This is a genomic window from Bacillus nitratireducens, assembly GCF_001884135.1.
GTDB classification, from domain to species: Bacteria; Bacillota; Bacilli; order Bacillales; family Bacillaceae_G; genus Bacillus_A; species Bacillus_A nitratireducens.
The window spans coordinates 171,081-187,883 of record NZ_MAOC01000026.1 but is presented as its reverse complement, the minus strand read 5'-3'; the positions used below and the strand labels follow the sequence as shown (position 1 = coordinate 187,883).

Here is a 16,803-nt window from a genome sequence, read left to right as displayed (position 1 = left end):
TTACGAATAAATTGTAACCCTTGTTTTTGACACGTCATCATTTCTCTCCTTTTTCTCTATACATGTTCCATTCTATTTATCTATTATACATGTATGTATTTCCTTCCTTGTTCTATTAAGTCCTATACAAATAGCACAAGAAACACGTTAATTATACAAGATTCTACATAAATTTCACACTGGAATTTATGTAATAATTTTATTTTCAAACGGCGAGAAAACATTTGAAATGTCTATAACTCATTTGAAGCTATAAGAAAAAACAGACTATCACTTACGTGAAGTCTGTTTCTCCATCACTTTATTTTTGTACATCTGCCCATTTTAAACTTGTAGCTGGACCGAATTGATGCACATATAAGTCTTTCACATATGGTTTTTGTAAGTAAGATAGACCGCGCTGGAATACTGGTGCAATTACTGCATCATCCAGAAGCATTTTTTCAGCATCTTGCAGTGCTTTCCAACGAGCTTTTTCATCATTACCTAATTCAGTTTTAATCTTCTTAATTAACGTGTCATACTCTGGATTTGCATATCCTGTATTATTTACGGTACTTCCCGAAAGGAAAACTTCTAAGTATGTCATTGGATCTGGATAATCAGGTAACCAACGTGATAACGACATTTCATATTCTTTTTTCTTCTCGAGCGCTAGTTTTTGTGTATGTGGTTGTAATTTCACATTTACCTTTAAGCCTGGTAAATTTTTCTCAAGCTGTTCTTTAATATACTCGCCTACTTTTTTAAAGTTTTCTAAGTCATAGTTTAATAACTCCAGCGTTACTTCATTTGTTCCCGTTTCTTGCTTTGCCTTTTCCCAATATTCTTTCGCCTGTTTTACATCAGTCTTATTAAACTCACCTGCCGTACTTCTAAAGTCTTTCTTGTCTGGCCCTTTTAAAAACCCTTTCGGAACGTAATAGTTCGCAGCTACGGAACCATCATTTAAAAATGAAGTTGCGAGCCCCTTCTTATCAAAAACTGTGCTTAATGCAAGACGGGCGTTTTTATTTTTAAGAATCGGTACATTTTCATTGAAACGGAAGAAATACATAACTGGATCTGTATATTGTTTCAGTTCTTTATTATTTTTATATTTATCTACGAATTCTGTAGAAATAACTGCTCTGTCTACTTTATCTGTTTCATATAAATTTACCGCAGTTGAAATTTCTTTAACAATTTGATAGTTTACCTCATCTAATTTCACTTCTTTTTTATCCCAATATTTATCGTTTTTCTTCATTGTAAAACTTGCTTCATGCTTCCACTCTGATAATGTGAATGGCCCATTATATATCGCTTTATTTGCTTCTAACCCGTATTTATCGCCTTGCTCTTTTGCAAACTTTTCATTAATTGGATAGAAAGACGGTAAAATAAGTAGTTTCGTAAAATACGGTACTGGATGTTCTAACTCAACAACGAACGTTTTATCATCTTTTGCTTTCACACCTAATTCTTCTAAGCCTAATTGTTTCTTATTTATCTTCTCCGCATTTTTCACATCGTACGCGATATATGCATATTGAGAGACTGTATCTGGATTAATAAGTTGCTTCCAAGCATATACGTAATCATGAGCTGTTACTGGATCACCGTTAGACCATTTTGCATCACGCAAGTGGAATGTATAAGTCTTTCCGTCTTTACTCACTTCATATTTCTGTGCCCCAGCCTCAATCACTTCATCATTTTTCGATAAACGGAATAACCCTTCCATTACGTTATTTAACACGTTAAACGATACCGCATCTGTTACTTTCCCTGAATTTAATGACGGAATTTCACCCGTTTCTAGTAGCTGTATTACTTTTTTCTCATCTTTCGGCTTTGTAGTTGTTTTTTCTTTTGCGCAGCCAACTAAGAATGAAGAAACTAATAGAGTACTAACTAATGAGTAACGAACAACTTTTTTCATTTGAAAACCCCCTCTATTTTTTAAGGTAAGTAACGACGAGCACCAGCGTATTCTTCTATATATCCTGGCGTATTTAGTGGTATAATCTCTACCGATCTTTCAGCTCTCGGTGAGTGAATCATATTTCCATCACCAATATACATAGCAACATGGTGAACACTACCTTTTCCTTGCTCATGTGCAAAGAAGATTAAATCTCCTTTTTGTAAGTTTTCTTTATCAACTGCAACTCCATTTCTCGATTGTGGACCAGAATCCCGCGGAATTGTAATACCGTGCGATTTATAAAGCGTATGTGTAAATCCAGAGCAATCAAATCCGAATCCACTTGTACCAGCCCATATATACGGTAATCCTAAAAACATTTTTCCCGTGTTTATTAAATCATCAGCTGTCGGCTTTGGAATATCATTTTGCGAACGATAAACCGTTCCATCATTTTTTCGTAGCCATGCCTTCTGACCATTTGGCAACAATACACGGTATGAAATCGTATCTTCACTTAATAGCGGCAGTCGCGTATTATAACTGACTTCAAGTGATTTATGTTTTTCAGAAGGATTAATATACAAAATGGCTGTCGGTTTCGTTACTAAAACGAAAGGTTCGTTTGTTTTATCTGCAAATTCTTGATTATATGTTAATTGTTTTTCAGGCATCCAACCTGGATAGCCTTCTTCGTTTCGTGGAGTTGGCTGACCATGGACTAACACTTTCACCCAGTCACCTTTTTTATCAACAACCGTTACTTCTTGACCTAATAGCGCTTGCGTTTCTAATTTATTTGCATTTGTTAACCATAATTTTTCATCGAGCGTCATTGATTTCGTCCACTTCCATAAATCAACTGGATTTGTTGCGCTCGGTGCATCAATTGGCCGTAATGAATCAGGTGCAGTCCAGAGTGTTGCGGCAGATACATCGATAAACGCTTTGCTATCTTTCTTCTCTTCAGCATTTGCCGATGTAAACGATGAAAATATAAATAAAGTTGTTAAAAATGCAGTTCCTACTTTTTTCATATATATCCTCCTTAAAAGATAAGTTACTATTCATTTCTTCTAAGATTACATATTCACTTTGGAATGAAGGTTTACCTTTGAGCCGGAGTAAGTCATTCCTTCCGGTTCTTCCATTAACCATAGCGGTGCATCAAGATCGAAATAATGAATATTCGGATGTGCAGCAGCAAAGTGTGCTACAGCACTAACGGAAAGTGAAGATTCCATCATACTGCCAACCATACATTTCACACCTGCCGCTTCTGCAATATCCGCAATTCGCCACGCTTCACGTATACCACCGCATTTCATTAATTTAATATTAATTAAGTCCGCATATCTTCCTTGAACGAGTTTTAATGCGTCACTTGCTGAAAAGATACTTTCATCAGCCATAATAGGCGTTTGTACATTTTCTTTCACGTACTTTAATCCATCCCAATCTTTCGCGTGTACTGGTTGTTCAATGAATTCTATATTTAAATTACGATTTTCCATCTCTTTAACAATAGAAACCGCTTCTTTTGGATTCCATCCTTGATTTGCATCTAATCGTAACGTCGTATTTTTGGGTACGCTATTTCGAATCGCCTCAATACGTTCTAAATCTAAATGAGCAGATTTACCAACTTTAATTTTTAAAGTTTGAAATCCTTTTTCTACATGTTGCTTTGCCTCTTTTGCCATAATAATAGGATCATCTACACTTACTGTAATATCTGTATAGATTTCTTTCTTACCACCTAATAATGCGTAAAGAGGAACGTTTTGATATTGGCAATACACATCATATAAAGCGATATCAACCGCCGCTTTCGCACTTGTATTTCCAATACAACTCATTTGGATATGCTGTAATAACTGCTGAAATTGAATTATATCTTGACCAATTAGATGTGAGCGCATCGGTCCTAAAATTGCTTCCTCAATCCCACTAGTGAAATCCCCTGTAATAACCGGCGTTGCGGCCGCAGCTCCTTTTCCAACAATTCCTTCATCTGTATGAATAAACACATCAATACTTTCAATTTCAGTTACGGTACGAAGTGCGGTTTTAAATGGAGTATGAAGCTTTACACAACGACGTTTCACCTTTATATCCGTTATTTTCATTTCGCTCATCCTTTCGTTGTCCAATAAAAAAATCCAGCCGCAAGAACTTCCTTACGGCTGGATTTTGTCTATGATTGAGTAGACAAAGCAGCAATCTGATTATATTTTTTTTGCGCATCTTTTAGCGCTACAAGTAGTGCCTTTTGAGTTGAACCGAAATAACGATCTTTTATCTCTGTTACTAGCGCTGGAGCATTAATATTTTTATGTAGAAATAAATATTTAACGAATTGAGATGTTAATGCAATTGTCGCTGAGCAATCTGCATCTACAATTTCCCCCGTCTCCTTCACAAGTACAAATGCTACAAAATAGCTTTTAAACTTTTCAGTAATGGGATTATTTTGAGGCGCTTTCGCATCCCCTACGACATAAATTGTATTTGAAGCATACACAGCTATCTTCCTTTCTTATACGAGGATAATGGTTTTCTTAACAGACGTATGAGCTGTTAACTCAACGTTGATTAAAAAATGTATCCGCTTACCTTGTATTATATACAATTGACGGAATTTTAACAATATTTATTTTAACGTATATTCCACAATTATGAAAATCTATTTCAACAATTAAAAATGGTTCAAACTTCTCATTTTTACAATATGTCATTACTCCTTGTACCATGACACTCATACTACAAACACCTTTTCCCTCATACATCAAAAAACAGTTAGCTATCGCTAACTGTTCCACCACTTCACTTTGGCAATACGAATATTGTTTCGTTTGACTTAGAAAATTGATACTCTTTTCTCGCAAACTTTAAAATTTCTTCTTCATTATCCGTTAAATTCTCGATGCTAGTCTTTAAAGAACCTTGATCCTTCTTTAATGAAACTAATTGTTTCTTTTGATTCGTTATTGTATCTTTTTTTTCACTTATTATTTCTTGTTGTTTCGTCAATATATATTGAACGTACAAAGTAGTTGCAGCGACAAAAATAAACATGAATATAAATCGCCTTAATTTCTTTTTATTTATTGCTCGATTGTCATTAGACTGTGATAGTTGCTCTGGTATATTAGGAACATTTACTCTTTTGAGTTTCCTCATTTTCAAATCCCCCTAACCCATATTTTTCACTACCATCGGCACGATCCTCTTACTAACTTAAATTCTATCCTTATAAAATAAGCTCCTTCACAAAAAAATCTCACAAATTAACCAATTAGAGATAGCGTTCGACGACATTTCCGTATTTGATATGAAAATTTTTATTTATGCTGCTATAAAATAGTAGTTTATGTTATTCTTTTTCCCCAATTGTAGAAAACATTTTTACACACATAAATTCCAGTTTTGCATACCGATGTTATAACATGCTTACAAGGAGGAAAAATGATGCACTACCGTACATTAGGTAAAACTGGAATTACTGTTTCTGAAATTGGCTTTGGAGCGTGGGCGATTGGCGGCGATGAATGGGGTCCTGTTAACGACAAACAATCTATAACCGCTATGAAGAAAGCAATTGAATGCGGCGTAAACTTTATTGATACTGCTGATGTATACGGTTTAGGACATAGTGAAAGGTTAGTAACTCAAGCAATAAGAAAGCACCGTAACAATATCGTTTTATCAACGAAAGGCGGTTTAATTGGGCATCACTATGATCCAAGTGGAGAGCCTGTTTATAATACTGCCGAAAAAGTAATCGCAGTATTTGAAACTAGCTTACTGCGCTTAGAAACAGATTATATTGATGTTTATTTCTGTCACATTTGGTGGGATAAACAAGAAGAAACAGAAGCATTTTTACGCGCATTTGAAATATTAAAAAGGGACGGAAAAGTAAGAGCTGTTGGTGTTTCAACTCACGACCTACAATATATAAAACATTTCAATAAAAACAATGAAATTGATGTTGTGCAACTTGATTACAACATATTAAACCGAAAACCAGAAAACGACATACTGCCCTACCTACAAGAGAACAATTTAGGAGCTGTTATACGCGGACCTTTAAAAATGGGGATATTAACTGGAAAGTTTACAAATAAAACAACTTTTCCTGACGGAGATTTACGCAAAGAATGGCCAAAAGAAAAGTGGTTTCAGGAAGATTTACAAAAAGTAGAAAAATTAAGGTTACTCTCAAATAAAAATCAGACATTAGGACAACTTGCACTTCGCTACGTCCTCTCCCATCCAGCAGTATCGGTCGCAATTCCTGGCGCCAAAACAGAAACACAAGCGAAAGAAAATGCAGATGCAACTACCCGCCCGATCCTTACAGATGAGGAATTAGCGTATATTCAGTCAATATAAAACAAGACCAGCAGTTGGATTTTTCAACTGCTGGTCTTGTTTTACTTTTAATATTGTAAATCAATATCATATTCCATTCTCTTCGCTGTTTCTTCAGCAACCCGAGCACCTAACAAATTTTTCACAATATGAAATGACATATTAATTCCGGCTGAAATTCCACCAGACGTAATAATATGCCCCTCATCTACAAACTTTACATTTTCTAATACTTCAACATTCGGAAAATCATTTCTAAAGTTTTCAATACTAGCCCAATGCGTTGTCGCTTTTAAGCCATCGAGTAATCCAGCTTTCGCAAGTAAAAGCGCACCGGTACAAACAGAAGTCATTAGCTTCACTTCTTTCATCTGCTTACGAATCCAATTTATTACAATTTCATTTTTCACTTCATTTTCTCTAACACCTAATCCACCAGGAATAATTAAAATATCAACTGGAGGTAAGTTTTCAATGCTATAATCCGGTTGTACTTTTAATCCGTTCCGCGCTATAATCATTTCCCCATCTTGGCTAACGGTATGTACAGTAAATGGTTGTTCACCATTCATTGTAGTAACGGAAAAAACTTCAAACGGCCCCGCGAAATCTAACACTTCCACTTCATTAAATAGAAAAATCCCTACATTCCAGTGATTAATCATAAACTCACTTCCCCCTGCAAATGATGTAAAAGATGCTCATGCCCTTTCTCTAATGCAATATCGTACGCTGTTTTCCCATCACTTTTCTTAATCGTTTTATTAGCCCGGTTTTCAAGTAATAATATAATTATTTCTTCATTTCCTAATAAAGCAGCTTCATGAAGTCCTGTCCAACCACCACTTTGAACTGCATTCACATCTGATCCCTTTTCAATTAACAAAGCTACAAGCTCGCTTTGTTTGTTCGCAATTGCTGCTTGAAGTGGCGTATTTTCATTTTCATTTTTTGCTCTAATATGTATATCTGCACCCTGTTCCAAAAGAAAGCTTGCTAGTTCTTTCTGTCCAAAATAAGCTGCTAAATGAAGTGGTGTCCAGCCATCTTCACTAAATTCGTTAACAACACTTGGATCCATCTTTATTAATTCCTCTACCTTTTCCTTGTCGCCGCTTATGACAGCTTGTGATATTGATTGTAAATGTTTCATAATAATCCCCCAGTTTTCAAATTATTTGAGTATCCCTTTCTATATGTTCTATTCATTATTATATTTTCCTTTTCAAATTAATAGTTTACATAATAATGTTATTTGGTTGATTTTTTGATAGTAGCGATTGAACTTAATTATTTATTTTTAATATTTAAATTTCCTGTCAAAATAGTCGTATTATGCTTAATAAAGGAGAGAGACTATGTTACAAGTAATGCCTTTAAACACTGAAGACTATGATTTAATTAGAGCCGCTGAAAAAGTAATCGAAAAAAACTATAAATATGGTCGTCATCATATCGGTTCAGCTGTACGAACCAAAACAGGTAATGTGTATGCAGCAGTACATGTTAAAGAAAATGTTGGAAGAATAACAGTATGCGGTGAAGCTATGGCAATCGGAAAATCTATTTCAGAAGGTGATCATGAATTTGATACCATTGTAACCGTTGCTCACCCACATCCTCATGAAGATATAGAAAAATGCTGGGTTGTCGCTCCATGTGGTATGTGCCGAGAATTAATAAGTGATTACGGAAAAAATACGAACGTTATACTTTCTTATAATGGTGAACTTGTAAAATGTAGCGTAATGGAATTATTACCTGAAAAGTATACAAGTGAAGTAGAATAATCATTCATGCTTTCATTTTATCAAATAATATTATTCCAATAAAAAAACAATCCGTTTTTAAAATGGATTGTTTTTTATATTTCATTTTTATACAGTTTATTTTTTCTTGTTTCTATCATTAGAAAAATACAATAAAAAAATGTATTTTAAATATATGTATACTCTATAGTAGTTTTTTTCATTCGAAAATAAAAAAAGAATTTTACCTTACATTTGAAAAAACATATGTAAAATATCTATAGTTACTAATCTTATCATACTAATCTATAACAATTCTGCCTTCTTCCCTTACCTGTATCCTTTAAAACATAAGACTTTAAAACGAGTGCTGTTAGTGAATCTGTTAATGTTTTATATGATAAATTTGAAAGAGCTAATAGATCGTTCGTATATAACATTCTATGCTTCTCTAATAATAGTAGTACTAATCTTTCTGACGGTTTTAATGTTTCATCACTTTCTAGTATAAAATCTATATTTTTCATATTCCTACTACTTACTCCTTATAAAAAAATGATATTAGTAGTTATTTAATATAAAAATACTACATAACAAATTTGAAGATATATCGAAATAACATACCATTTAAACACTATTATACTATAACATATAAAAGGCATTTCCCCAAATTGGAAATGCCTTTTATATTTCTCCCTCTTACTTATATAATTGGTATGATTGTTCTAGCCCTATATTATATTTCGTATTATTGTCCGTCCATTCTCCCCCTAAGTTTCCTGGCCATCCTGATGTATTGGCAACATATTTAAGTAACTCCCAATCAACTAATCCTTTTTGCACACCACATTTATACGATTTAACCATATTAGAAATCGCTATTGTTGCATTTATTTGTGGATCCATTAAGCTCTCTTCCGATAATTGCGCTGGTGCTAAACCATCACGATGTAATTGAAACAGACCGAAAGATGTCCCTTTATCCCCTATTGCTTTTCGTTCAAATTTTGTTTCATGATCAGCAATAGATAATGGTATCCACTCTGGAATACCATACCTCTTTGCAACTTCACTAATTACTTGTTTATTATTTTTAATCTCTTTCTGCTTTTCGTAGTTAGTATAAATTACATAACTTAAAGTAAATAGCGGAAGTAATATGAATATATACTGTAGCGCTTTTTTCATCATTTCATCTCCTGCTTTGTATATGTTTCACTTTCTACATCTACTATAAAACTTTTATGTGACATTCATTTGACGAAATGATTTTAATTATACTAAGTCGTTACATTTTTAACTATCAATCTGAAAACTGCAGTTCTTCTAGAAGACTCATTAAATACATAAAAATGGTCAGCTTTTCATGTATAGTACATGAAAGGCTGACTTTTGTTCACTACCCTTTTTTATGTATATAGTATATCCCCACTAATATAAAACAAATTGAAATTATCGATAAAGTTGTACCATGAATTTCATAAAATGCAGTAAAGAATTTCCCGCTTGGTCTATCCCAAATTTCTAATGAACCCGCGTAAATTGCGGAAGTTATATATGTAAGCCCGAATAGGAGAACTCCCGAAAGAACATAGATTACTCCAATATTTTTCATTATTAGCTCACCTCCATTAATTTTATTTGTGAAAAAAACAAAAAGACCTTTATACGTTAAAGATCTTTTTCATCTTATTTTTATTACTAAAACCGCCAGAATCTAAAACAAAAACTCACTTTAGGATACGTATTTCCATATACAAATTAAAGACTATACGGTTGTCAGCGTCTTCTCGATTATCATTTTTTACATTAAATATTTCTTGCAATATGTGGTTTGCTGTAGTGACTCGTTCCACCGCCACCTACTATTACTTTACCGCCTTTTTTGAAGATTAACAATTTACTTGAACCATCTGAAAGTAGTACTATTACTTCAGCATGATCACTTGTCGCTACATAGATTACATAACCACTTTTTGAAATACAAGTTTCCCAATGCTTATCAAATTCTGATCTTACAACCCGATTAGAATACACTTGATTTTCAATTCTTCCTTGTTCTTCGTTTTCCAAATTTAATCTCCCTACTTCCCTAAAGTATCATTTATATTAAAAAAACAGCCCCAATAAAAATAGTGACCACCTTGAATATAAATAGTATATGTGGTTTTCAAGAGAATGCTTGGACAATGAAAACGTAACAACATTTTAAATTTTACAATCGAAACTTCTCCTTAAATTAAAAATAAGGCAATCGACACAACATCGACTGCCTTATTTTCATAAATATTTCCTACATTATTCGTTTCGTACAGCTTCAAAAGTAACAATTTGGTCTGCATTTGACGGATGCTTTTCATAAACATAGTCAGCAGAGCAAGTAATGTTAGAGAAACCTATACTTTCTAAAAGGAGTCTAAACTCTTCTATTCCATACCACCGCATTGCAAAACGTTGTAGTTCTGTTTGTACTAACTGTCCTTTACTCCATTTTTCATATTTTAAATATGATACAGTTACTTGGTTAAGCCAATCTATTTCAATTGATTTATTTTCTAATGTAATCCCGTCTCCGCTTGGTAAGGAAAAAGTCGATGTATGAATCTCACCCGTCTTCCAGTCATATGGAAGCGCAAGATCTACAATTAAACGCCCACCTGGATTAAGATGTTCATAAAAACATTTCAAAGCGTTTATAGAATCATCACGATTTTCAATTAAACAAAAGGAGCCAGTAGGAATTATTATCGCTCCATATTTATGTGGCAGTGAAAGTTGTTGTAAGCTTCCTTCATATAAATTAGGATGCAAGCCTCTCTCTTTACACCGCATACGGCAAGAATCTAGCATTTCAGGTGAATAATCTATCCCATCAACTTTAAAACCAGCTTCAAGAAGTGGTATAATGACACGCCCTGATCCTACTGCTGCTTCGAGTATGCTGCCCTCACAATTATTTAAACGTTTTTGGTAATACTCAATATCACCATTTAAAGAATAACCAACAGGTTTTGTGTAATCATAAAGTTCCGTACAAAGTGTACTATAAAAACTAAACATTTATTTTCTCCTCCGTTTTTTACGTACGGAAGATTTCAATTCAATTAATCTTCCTGCACCTTTACTTTTAATACAAATTCGAAAGAGCTGACTGTCATAATATATCACTCGCTTTCCATAGAATATAATCATATTGTATAATATTTCCTTAAAAATGAACATATAGAAATCAAAATTCAGACTTATACCGAAAGGAGGATATGATGAATTCATTAATTGGATTTGTTTTTCTTCTTATCACATTTAATACACTGATTTTCTTTATAGCAAAGAAATATAAACAAATATGGAAAATAGCCAGTGGTATTTTCATTCTTTCTTCCCCCATTGTTTTCTTTGCCACTTTGCATGTAATTGGTGAAAAAGTAGGAGATGGATTCGCTGGAGGTTTTGCTGGGCTTACCTTTAGTGGTCTATTGATCTTGAATGCAATTTTTTTATTTGTTGTAAGCATTTTTGTATCTACCAATAGAAATTCATAATAAACTCCCCATATCTGTAGGCATTTATATTTCAAAATTTAAAGAGCTTACTATGTAGTAAGCTCTTTATTAATAACTATTTACTTCACAATCGGCAATGTTACTTCACTTAATTTCACCGCTAGCTTTGTTCCGGCTTTCGGTCTAATTGTATAATCGTAGTCACTTGCGATTAAGACGACTCCTATTTGATGCCCTGCTTTAAACACGTAATCATCTGGCTGCATGTCCCATGTAAATGTATAATTCTTACCGGGTTGAAGCGCCGTTGAATTTTCTATACTATTTAAGTTTTGCGGATCCATCCAACCTCTCGTTACAATTTCAGGCTTCGCTCCGCCGTAATCAACGAGTAAGGCGGTTAAATTTGAAACAGACCGATCAATATTACCTGTTATTGAAATTTTCGGCGTCCCACTTATTCGCATATCTTTTTGCAGTACAGGCATTGTATATACTAATCGGTTCGCTATTTCTAGCTCTGGGTTTTCTACTAATTGATTCGATTTTATTTTTGCATCATCTACTAATGAGAAAACATTGTTTACTGATCCCATACTTAATGGTAGATTGGTGGCTTTATTACTTAAATACATACGGACTTTTGATGGTACAGCCGCAGGATCTGGCCAATTTTTTATTTTTTGCCACGATTTATTTTCACGTTGTACATCTACCATTGGTTCATCCATTATTCCATTTTCAATTCCATATAACCAATAATCAAACCATTTATTTTGCGTTTGTTGCCAGTTATTACTTGATGTTCCGCCGTGTCCACCTTGATGTAACCACATTTTACGAGGAACATTATTTTCGCCAAGAGCTTCCCACCACTGTGCGAACTGCTTCGTTTTTACATTCCAATCATTTAGTCCATGAACAACAAACACACTAGCTTTTACATTTTTCACATCTTTTACATAGTTACGTTTATCCCAAAAATCGTTATAATCGCCTGTTTTACGATCTTGTCCAGCTGTTAGTGCTTTAATAATTTGCCCGCAAACTTCAGGATTCTTTCTTGTTAGTACTGCTTCAGCCATATTATCTGTATCTTCTCCTTGGTAACCTCCCGGCGCAATTACTGCACCATTTGCACGATAATAGTCATACCAACTACTAATCGCTGCAATTGGAATAATTGTTTTTAAACCTTCAACACCTGTCGTCGCAACAGCATTCGGTAAAGTACCATTATAAGAAACTCCTGTCATCCCTACATTTCCCGTAGACCAATTTGCATTTACTTCCTTACCATCCTCTGTATATGCTTTTGCACGACCATTTACCCAATCAATGACAGACTTAGTCCCTAATATTTCTTGCTCATCTCCAGTGGTCGGACATCCATCTGATTTCCCAGTTCCGATACTTTCACCTAAAATGACTGCATATCCTCTTGGAACGTAATAATTTCCGTATGAACCAAGATTAACAGCTCCATACGGTTTTCCTCCATATGCATTCAATTCTTCATCAACATTATAAACAGGAATATCTTTTAATCCAGATCGATATGGACTCATTTCATAAATAACGGGGACTTTTACATCTGGATTTGTCTTTGGACGCATAACCTTTACTGATACACGATCTTTTTTACCATCTCGATCACTATCAACTTCTGTCTCTACAAATAGATTTTCTACGATGGCTTCATCAAGTGAATAGATTGGCTTCGTCATCCCATTTTCTAATTCAATTTTCGTATTTGACATTAAATCCTCTGAAATTTGACCATTTAACATAACATTTTTGTCTTTTACGGAGCTCCCTTCATTATTTTCTGCATGTGCAGTCATACTAGAAACTCCTGAAGTAATTGTTAAAGATAATATAGTCGATAGTGTAATTGCTATTTTCTTTTTTTTCATGCCCTTCCCTCCCCATATATTCCTTCTTTTACTATACATCAAAAACACAGAAAATTCAGTTTATATTTTATATAAAAAGTTGAGAAATTTGTAGAACTATCAAATATTATCATATAAAAAAAGGAACTAATAACAATTAGTTCCTTTCTATATACATATAGAATTGTATTTCCCCATCTACTACCGAAACCCCGTATTCAAATCCATGCCTTTCTAAAATACTTTTTACTATCGCTAGTCCTAATCCTGTACCTGATTTTTCTTTACTACGAGAAGATTCTAATACGTAAAAAGGTTCCCAAATTTTATCTATCTCTTTACTGCCCTCAGCGGCAATACCATTTTGAATTTGAAAATATACAACGTCATTTTTCTCTTCTAATATGATTTTTATATTGTGATTCGTTGTATATTTTATCGCATTAGAGATTAAATTTTGAAAGACCATTCTCATTTTATTTAAATCCGCATAAACAATCGCGTCACCAGCATTATAGTTCACTTGTAAATTGATTTCTTTCAACTCCAGTTCAATCTTATGCTTATCTATTATACTTTGGACTAGTGGTTCAATAGGGAATTCTTCTTTTTGTAAAATATCTCTTTCTAGTTTAGAAAATCGCAATAACTCTTCAATTAAATTTGAAATTTGATCTGTTTGTTTAATGATTGTATCAACATATGTACCATCATCTAAACCGTCTTTTATTCCCATAGAATATGCTTTTACTAATGCGATTGGTGTTTTTAATTCATGAGTTACATCGCCCATAAATCGTTTTAAATGTTCATTTCGATTTGTTAGATCTTGATGTGCTTCATGTAATTTATCACTCATAATATTTATACTATTTGCTAAATCACCTATTTCATCATTCGTTTTAACTTTCGTGCGTTTAAATTTCAGACGTGAAATATCTTCTGCGACATCACTCAATTCATTCAGTGGTGTAGTGATTGTTTTTGAAAAAATCCAGACGAGTACGATAATAAGAAATAGTGAGAATCCCAAAATGTATAAATAAAATGAGTTAAGCGTTTTAATTACTTCATTAGAATGTGCGATAGAAACTCCTACTAAAATCAACATATCATCTTTCGCAATGTATTTCGCAAAAAAACTAGATTTTATCTTTTCTTGATCATATATTTTATTCGATTGTCCGAGGTTCTTCACTTTCGTAATTTCTTCTTTTGTAATCCAAAGTTTATTCAATGCAACTCTCTTTTTTGTAAGTTGCATGCGTAATTCTTCATTAATAGCATCTTCTGAATTATTTATTGATGTATACGCAATCGTAACATTACCTTCATTTTCGATACGATTTATAGCATCATCCAGTTCTTTACGCGGTATTGACTGTATTTGCGCTGTAATGCCTTCTAAGCTTTCGCGTGTTTTGTGCACATTATATTTGGGTAAAAAATAGTTAATTAATAATAAAGAGACCGTATAAATAAGGATGACTGTTAAAGAGATGCTGAAAAATAACTTTTTACCGAGTTTATTCACACTCTTCCTCCAAACTATACCCTAAACCGCGATGTGTCTTTATAATATTTTCTCCTATTTTTTTACGCAACCTTCTTACATGCGTATCAACCGTTCGCTCTTCCCCAAAATAATCAAATCCCCAAACGATATCTAACAACTTTTTCCGCGTTAAAATCGTGCCTTTATGATTTAAAAAGCACTTTATTAATTGTAATTCTGTCTTTGTAATATCTAATTCTTTCTCGTTTTTATATACTTTATTTTTAGTGAAATCTATTTTTAAATCTTGAACTTGAATAATATCATCATGCTGTACAAGCTTTTTCGCTCGCGTAATTAGCACTCCTGGGTGAAACGGTTTTTTCACATACTCATCTGCCCCGCTTTGAAGAGCTGCTAATTCATCTTCACTTTCACTTTTCGCAGTAAGCATTAATACTTTTACACTCGAATTCTTTTTTATTTCCTGACAGACAGTGATACCACTACTTTTCGGCATCATCCAGTCTAAAATAGCTAAGTCAATTTTCTCATCATAAAATATTTGAAGTGCTTCCTCTCCATCTTTTGCTAATAAAACTTCGAAGCCTTCTTTTTCAAAATACGCTTTTAAAATTTTCAGCATATCTTGTTCATCATCCGCGATTAATACTTTCATTACAATTCCTCCGTTACTTATAAACAAATATCAATTTTATCATACAACTTCTTTGTTACATCAATGTGACATAAAAATATTTATAACGTTTGAGGGTATAGTAAGTGTGAGGTGTTATTTCATGTTCAAAAAAATAGGAGTCATTACTCTTCTCTTCTTTTTATTATCAACAAATGCGTTCGCAAATACAAATAAACAAATTGAAGTATTTGATTGTAAAAAAGAAATGGTAGTCCAAAAACAATCTTTAGATGCAACCATTCAAAAAGAAGCAATTCAATACGCAAAATCAATTACTGGTCCATTTAAAAACTTAAATGTCGTTCCGAAAGATGGTCATATGATAAAAATCCCGTTATCAAAACCTGTTCCTATTACAAATCAATGGTTACATACAACAATCGATGAAGTACTCATCCTTCTCCCACTTAATGAAAAACCTTATATTATGCTTTACGATGATGAGAATAATCCACATTTTTATTATGTAAAAGGTGATCCGAAGGGATTATTAAAACAAATGAAGGTTAGAAAGTAATTGACTGCAGAGAATTTACCTCGCAAACTGAACTTTAGTTGCTGGGGTTTTTTTTGTACTATTAATTCGGTAAATGAAATTATATGAACGTTGATTCCGATATTTAAACTCAAAAAAGTGACAGCTACTTTTATTCACAAATACGCCGGTATCTCTAGGTTTTAAACTTATTTAAAAACCTCACTTTTTTAAGTTTAAAATACTTATATAATGATTTAATTGTCTACACTGATTTGTTGGACAAGCATAAAATAAATTAAATCTACTATAAAGGAGGCACAAATATGAAACACCATCGTATACTTACATGCAAACTCACCTCATTTGACGGGACAACACTGACTGGCGTCATTAAAAATGGTATTACGCTGACTGCAACTGTATTATCTAAAACCATTTATCATGTGACTAACCTCAATCAATATATTCCTACTGATCCAGTTCTCCCACTAATCGCGTCCTATAATAAAGCCGTTAGATCAGGTAAGCGCAACATTATTTTGAATGCCGTAACGCAACTAGCAAACGCCGGAGCAAATGTACAAATTCGTTTGGAACCCTATAGTACTATAGTAACTTCCCTTCGCCCTACATCCTCAATACTATAGAGTGGACGACTTCACGACTGAACATAGAAACTGCTTCGACGGAGACTATTC

General features: G+C 33.5%; 21 protein-coding genes. 5 read left to right on the top strand and 16 right to left on the bottom strand.

Translation table 11 applies throughout. From position 1 onward, the window contains the following. Positions 1-301: 301 nt before the first annotated feature. From BAU23_RS10705 to BAU23_RS10680, 6 genes are all read right to left on the bottom strand, one after another. Positions 302-1,924, bottom strand: a complete 1,623-nt coding sequence (locus BAU23_RS10705; protein ID WP_071734396.1) for a peptide ABC transporter substrate-binding protein — start codon at positions 1,922-1,924, stop codon at positions 302-304. A 20-nt stretch (positions 1,925-1,944) separates the two neighbouring features. Beyond that, a complete protein-coding gene (locus tag BAU23_RS10700; RefSeq protein WP_000755432.1) occupies positions 1,945-2,946 on the bottom strand; it encodes a C40 family peptidase in 1,002 nt (333 codons plus the stop codon). A 45-nt stretch (positions 2,947-2,991) separates the two neighbouring features. Then, positions 2,992-4,038 carry a dipeptide epimerase gene (locus BAU23_RS10695; RefSeq protein WP_000704547.1) on the bottom strand — a complete coding sequence of 349 codons (1,047 nt, stop codon included), beginning with the start codon at positions 4,036-4,038 and terminating at the stop codon, positions 2,992-2,994. A 68-nt stretch (positions 4,039-4,106) separates the two neighbouring features. Further along, entirely contained in the window at positions 4,107-4,433 is a 327-nt protein-coding gene (locus BAU23_RS10690) for a DUF3870 domain-containing protein (protein ID WP_071734394.1), read from the bottom strand. An 88-nt stretch (positions 4,434-4,521) separates the two neighbouring features. Continuing rightward, positions 4,522-4,797, bottom strand: a complete 276-nt coding sequence (locus BAU23_RS30925) for a hypothetical protein (RefSeq protein ID WP_033656601.1) — start codon at positions 4,795-4,797, stop codon at positions 4,522-4,524. Continuing rightward, positions 4,736-5,092 (bottom strand): FtsB family cell division protein, encoded by a 357-nt coding sequence (locus BAU23_RS10680; protein ID WP_001228734.1) that lies wholly within the window; start codon positions 5,090-5,092, stop codon positions 4,736-4,738. Before BAU23_RS10680 ends, BAU23_RS30925 begins: the two co-directional genes overlap by 62 nt. A 288-nt stretch (positions 5,093-5,380) precedes the next feature. Between BAU23_RS10680 and BAU23_RS10675 the strand changes: the two genes are divergently transcribed. Next, positions 5,381-6,307: an aldo/keto reductase gene (locus BAU23_RS10675; protein WP_000559366.1), complete on the top strand. Its 927-nt coding sequence runs from the start codon at positions 5,381-5,383 to the stop codon at positions 6,305-6,307. A gap of 47 nt (positions 6,308-6,354) precedes the next feature. Here the strand turns inward: BAU23_RS10675 and BAU23_RS10670 are convergent, their stop codons facing one another. Further along, complete coding sequence (locus BAU23_RS10670) at positions 6,355-6,951, bottom strand: DJ-1/PfpI family protein (RefSeq protein ID WP_000607100.1); 597 nt, start codon at positions 6,949-6,951, stop codon at positions 6,355-6,357. Then, complete coding sequence (locus tag BAU23_RS10665) at positions 6,948-7,439, bottom strand: ankyrin repeat domain-containing protein (RefSeq protein ID WP_000681817.1); 492 nt, start codon at positions 7,437-7,439, stop codon at positions 6,948-6,950. The genes BAU23_RS10670 and BAU23_RS10665 overlap by 4 nt, the downstream gene beginning before the upstream one ends. Before the next feature lie 205 nt (positions 7,440-7,644). Between BAU23_RS10665 and BAU23_RS10660 the strand changes: the two genes are divergently transcribed. Next, on the top strand, positions 7,645-8,076 hold the full coding sequence (locus BAU23_RS10660) for a cytidine deaminase (RefSeq protein ID WP_000942287.1): 432 nt from the start codon (positions 7,645-7,647) through the stop codon (positions 8,074-8,076). Positions 8,077-8,330: 254 nt separating this feature from the next. Here BAU23_RS10660 and BAU23_RS10655 read toward each other — a convergent pair whose 3' ends face one another. The 5 genes from BAU23_RS10655 to BAU23_RS10635 all read right to left on the bottom strand — a co-directional run bounded on the left by BAU23_RS10655 (position 8,331) and on the right by BAU23_RS10635 (position 11,094). Beyond that, the gene (locus BAU23_RS10655; RefSeq protein ID WP_000789035.1) at positions 8,331-8,561 is read right to left on the bottom strand and encodes a hypothetical protein; all 231 of its coding nucleotides are present in this window, start codon (positions 8,559-8,561) and stop codon (positions 8,331-8,333) included. A gap of 172 nt (positions 8,562-8,733) precedes the next feature. Further along, complete coding sequence (locus BAU23_RS10650) at positions 8,734-9,225, bottom strand: transglycosylase SLT domain-containing protein (protein WP_071734392.1); 492 nt, start codon at positions 9,223-9,225, stop codon at positions 8,734-8,736. Positions 9,226-9,433: 208 nt separating this feature from the next. Then, positions 9,434-9,649 (bottom strand): hypothetical protein, encoded by a 216-nt coding sequence (locus BAU23_RS10645; protein ID WP_000789309.1) that lies wholly within the window; start codon positions 9,647-9,649, stop codon positions 9,434-9,436. A gap of 194 nt (positions 9,650-9,843) precedes the next feature. Continuing rightward, positions 9,844-10,107: a hypothetical protein gene (locus BAU23_RS10640; RefSeq protein WP_000426648.1), complete on the bottom strand. Its 264-nt coding sequence runs from the start codon at positions 10,105-10,107 to the stop codon at positions 9,844-9,846. A gap of 225 nt (positions 10,108-10,332) precedes the next feature. After that, positions 10,333-11,094, bottom strand: coding sequence for a class I SAM-dependent methyltransferase (locus tag BAU23_RS10635; protein WP_071734390.1), 762 nt, complete (start codon positions 11,092-11,094; stop codon positions 10,333-10,335). 200 nt (positions 11,095-11,294) lie between these two features. On the opposite strand from BAU23_RS10635, the gene BAU23_RS10630 reads away from it, so the two are divergent. After that, a complete protein-coding gene (locus tag BAU23_RS10630; protein WP_071734388.1) occupies positions 11,295-11,576 on the top strand; it encodes a hypothetical protein in 282 nt (93 codons plus the stop codon). Between the two features lie 80 nt (positions 11,577-11,656). Here the strand turns inward: BAU23_RS10630 and BAU23_RS10625 are convergent, their stop codons facing one another. The 3 genes from BAU23_RS10625 to BAU23_RS10615 form a co-directional block, all read right to left on the bottom strand. Continuing rightward, entirely contained in the window at positions 11,657-13,453 is a 1,797-nt protein-coding gene (locus BAU23_RS10625; protein WP_071734386.1) for a Xaa-Pro dipeptidyl-peptidase, read from the bottom strand. Positions 13,454-13,589: 136 nt separating this feature from the next. Next, on the bottom strand, positions 13,590-14,966 hold the full coding sequence (locus BAU23_RS10620) for a sensor histidine kinase (RefSeq protein WP_071734384.1): 1,377 nt from the start codon (positions 14,964-14,966) through the stop codon (positions 13,590-13,592). Beyond that, positions 14,959-15,606: a response regulator transcription factor gene (locus tag BAU23_RS10615; RefSeq protein ID WP_000865956.1), complete on the bottom strand. Its 648-nt coding sequence runs from the start codon at positions 15,604-15,606 to the stop codon at positions 14,959-14,961. The genes BAU23_RS10620 and BAU23_RS10615 overlap by 8 nt, the downstream gene beginning before the upstream one ends. Before the next feature lie 121 nt (positions 15,607-15,727). Between BAU23_RS10615 and BAU23_RS10610 the strand changes: the two genes are divergently transcribed. Further along, positions 15,728-16,144 carry a hypothetical protein gene (locus tag BAU23_RS10610; protein WP_071734382.1) on the top strand — a complete coding sequence of 139 codons (417 nt, stop codon included), beginning with the start codon at positions 15,728-15,730 and terminating at the stop codon, positions 16,142-16,144. Between the two features lie 284 nt (positions 16,145-16,428). Beyond that, a complete protein-coding gene (locus BAU23_RS10605; protein WP_071734380.1) occupies positions 16,429-16,752 on the top strand; it encodes a hypothetical protein in 324 nt (107 codons plus the stop codon). Positions 16,753-16,803 lie beyond the last annotated feature (51 nt).

Coding starts and splice junctions, on each gene's coding strand:
- BAU23_RS10635 (WP_071734390.1), bottom strand. CDS start 11,094: ATGTTTAGTTTTTATAGTACACTTTGTACGGAACTTTATGATTACACA.
- BAU23_RS10705 (WP_071734396.1), bottom strand. CDS start 1,924: ATGAAAAAAGTTGTTCGTTACTCATTAGTTAGTACTCTATTAGTTTCT.
- BAU23_RS10630 (WP_071734388.1), top strand. CDS start 11,295: ATGATGAATTCATTAATTGGATTTGTTTTTCTTCTTATCACATTTAAT.
- BAU23_RS10645 (WP_000789309.1), bottom strand. CDS start 9,649: ATGAAAAATATTGGAGTAATCTATGTTCTTTCGGGAGTTCTCCTATTC.
- BAU23_RS10700 (WP_000755432.1), bottom strand. CDS start 2,946: ATGAAAAAAGTAGGAACTGCATTTTTAACAACTTTATTTATATTTTCA.
- BAU23_RS10615 (WP_000865956.1), bottom strand. CDS start 15,606: ATGAAAGTATTAATCGCGGATGATGAACAAGATATGCTGAAAATTTTA.
- BAU23_RS10610 (WP_071734382.1), top strand. CDS start 15,728: ATGTTCAAAAAAATAGGAGTCATTACTCTTCTCTTCTTTTTATTATCA.
- BAU23_RS10695 (WP_000704547.1), bottom strand. CDS start 4,038: ATGAAAATAACGGATATAAAGGTGAAACGTCGTTGTGTAAAGCTTCAT.
- BAU23_RS10670 (WP_000607100.1), bottom strand. CDS start 6,951: ATGATTAATCACTGGAATGTAGGGATTTTTCTATTTAATGAAGTGGAA.
- BAU23_RS10680 (WP_001228734.1), bottom strand. CDS start 5,092: ATGAGGAAACTCAAAAGAGTAAATGTTCCTAATATACCAGAGCAACTA.
- BAU23_RS10660 (WP_000942287.1), top strand. CDS start 7,645: ATGTTACAAGTAATGCCTTTAAACACTGAAGACTATGATTTAATTAGA.
- BAU23_RS10605 (WP_071734380.1), top strand. CDS start 16,429: ATGAAACACCATCGTATACTTACATGCAAACTCACCTCATTTGACGGG.
- BAU23_RS10675 (WP_000559366.1), top strand. CDS start 5,381: ATGCACTACCGTACATTAGGTAAAACTGGAATTACTGTTTCTGAAATT.
- BAU23_RS10625 (WP_071734386.1), bottom strand. CDS start 13,453: ATGAAAAAAAAGAAAATAGCAATTACACTATCGACTATATTATCTTTA.
- BAU23_RS10665 (WP_000681817.1), bottom strand. CDS start 7,439: ATGAAACATTTACAATCAATATCACAAGCTGTCATAAGCGGCGACAAG.
- BAU23_RS10655 (WP_000789035.1), bottom strand. CDS start 8,561: ATGAAAAATATAGATTTTATACTAGAAAGTGATGAAACATTAAAACCG.
- BAU23_RS10650 (WP_071734392.1), bottom strand. CDS start 9,225: ATGATGAAAAAAGCGCTACAGTATATATTCATATTACTTCCGCTATTT.